This window comes from Thermococcus sp. (genome assembly GCF_027066465.1).
In the GTDB taxonomy this organism is placed as follows: Archaea; Methanobacteriota_B; Thermococci; order Thermococcales; family Thermococcaceae; genus Thermococcus.
The window spans coordinates 1-1,754 of sequence record NZ_JAMONU010000131.1; the positions used below are offsets into that span (position 1 = coordinate 1).

A 1,754-nucleotide genomic window follows, 5' to 3' on the forward strand; every position below is an offset into this window, starting at 1 on the left:
TCGTCGTCAACGCTCTTCAGGGTTCCGAAGATGTAGGGAATTCCACAGGGAATCATGCCCACCTTTTCCCTCTTGATAACGAGGACGCTCCTGTCGGGGTAGAACTTCTTGGCAGAGATGGCCGTTGTGATGCCCCCGGCTGAGGCTCCGATAATCACGACGTCGTATTTCATTCGTATCACCGAGAAGAGTTAGGCCTCCCTATTATTAACGCTTTCTTTAACCTTCGGTTCTCAACGTAAGCACTTTTCGGGGGAGAAATGGAGGGAAGGGAACATCACTCGCCCGTTGCGCCCTTGAGGGCATCCTTGCACGGACAGCGGCGCTCCTTCGGGATGTGTTCCACTGCCTTCATGAGGAGGAGCTTTATCTCCTCGCCCTTCTTCGCCATAAGCTCGACAACTTCCCTGTGGGTGAGCTTCTCCCTGCTGATTCCCGCGGCATAGTTGGTAACTATGGCAACGCTCGCGTAGCACATCTCAAGCTCCCTCGCGAGAACTGCCTCCGGGCACTGGGTCATGCCAACGACGTCTGCACCGAGTATTTTGAGCGCCCTTATCTCGGCCCTCGTCTCAAAGCGCGGCCCCTCCATGCAGGCGTAGGTTCCGGTCGGATGGTAGTTGAAGCCGAGCTCTTTGGCGGCCGTAATAAGGGCCTTTCTAAGCTCGGGGCAGTATGGCTCTGTGAAGTCCACGTGGGCGACGAACTTCCTGTCGTGGGGGCTGTCCTCACCGTCGTAGAAGGTGTAGTGTCTCGTCTTCGTGAAGTCCATGAGCTGGTCGAGGATTACGAAGTCGCCGGGCTTCATGTCGAGGTTGAGGGAACCGACGGCAGAGGTTGCCAGAATCCTTTCAACACCAAGCTCGTGGAGCGCCCAGATGTTGGCGTGGTAGTTTATCCTGTGGGGCGGAACACTGTGCTTCTCCCCGTGCCTTGGCAGAAACGCTATCTCCTCACCCTTGTAGGTTCCTATCTTGACCCTGACCGTTCCGTAAGGCGTCTCAACGGTTTCCTCCCTTACGTTCTCAAGCAGTTTGGGGTCGTAGACACCTGAGCCTCCGATAATTGCTATCCTGGGCATGGTATCACCTGAAAAGGAAATTGAAAAGAGGCCTTTAAAACGTTAGCTCCTCTCCCAGAGTCTGCGCTGTGCCTCGGCACGCTCCTCGATGTCCTCCCTCACGCCTTCCCCGGCCTGGGCCTCGAGAACCTTTGCAAGAATTTCACTCAGCAACCATGAACCCCAGCGCGGGTCTTTGACTTCAAGGGAGGCATCGATGGCACCGTCGATGTCGTCTTCCTTGAGCTTCTCAACGGCTATGCTTCCAAAGGCCAGCGAGCGGAGGTAGGGGTCCCTTATTGCGGAGGCAAACCTCCATGCGTCGTTGTAGGCGTGGAGCTTTGAGAGGTACCTAACGACCTTCACCAGGGTTCTCTCGTTTCTTGTCCTTTCACCCACCAACCTAACAACGTCGAGGTAGTCCTCTTTGGCGCTCCTCTCAAGCAGTGAGTCCATCACAAGGCGGAGAACCTCCTCAAGCTCCTCACCGGAGAGGCTTCCTATGAACTCCTTCAGCAGGTCTGGCCTGTCGAGTATCGAGAGGGATATTGCCTCAAGGATGGGAGCCTTTGACTCGGGGGAAAGCTTGTCGAGAACCTCCCTCACGAACTTAATCTCCCCCTGGAGGGCAAGCCCTATCAGGAGCGACTTAAGGGCCTCAAGGCTGACCTGCGGGGTCATCTGAAGCGCAACG

1 protein-coding gene and 1 pseudogene are annotated in these 1,754 nt (G+C 56.0%); both read right to left on the reverse strand.

Features of this window, described 5'->3' with window-relative positions; all coding sequences use genetic code 11:
* Window positions 1-277 precede the first annotated feature (277 nt).
* Window positions 278-1,081: an S-methyl-5'-thioadenosine phosphorylase gene (gene mtnP / locus MVK46_RS06090; protein WP_297535748.1), complete on the reverse strand. Its 804-nt coding sequence runs from the start codon at window positions 1,079-1,081 to the stop codon at window positions 278-280.
* Between the two features lie 42 nt (window positions 1,082-1,123).
* Window positions 1,124-1,754: pseudogene (locus MVK46_RS06095) on the reverse strand (hypothetical protein); the annotation flags it as partial.

Excerpts from the sequence above, each read along its gene's own strand:
- mtnP (WP_297535748.1), bottom strand. The coding sequence starts at position 1,081 with ATGCCCAGGATAGCAATTATCGGAGGCTCAGGTGTCTACGACCCCAAA.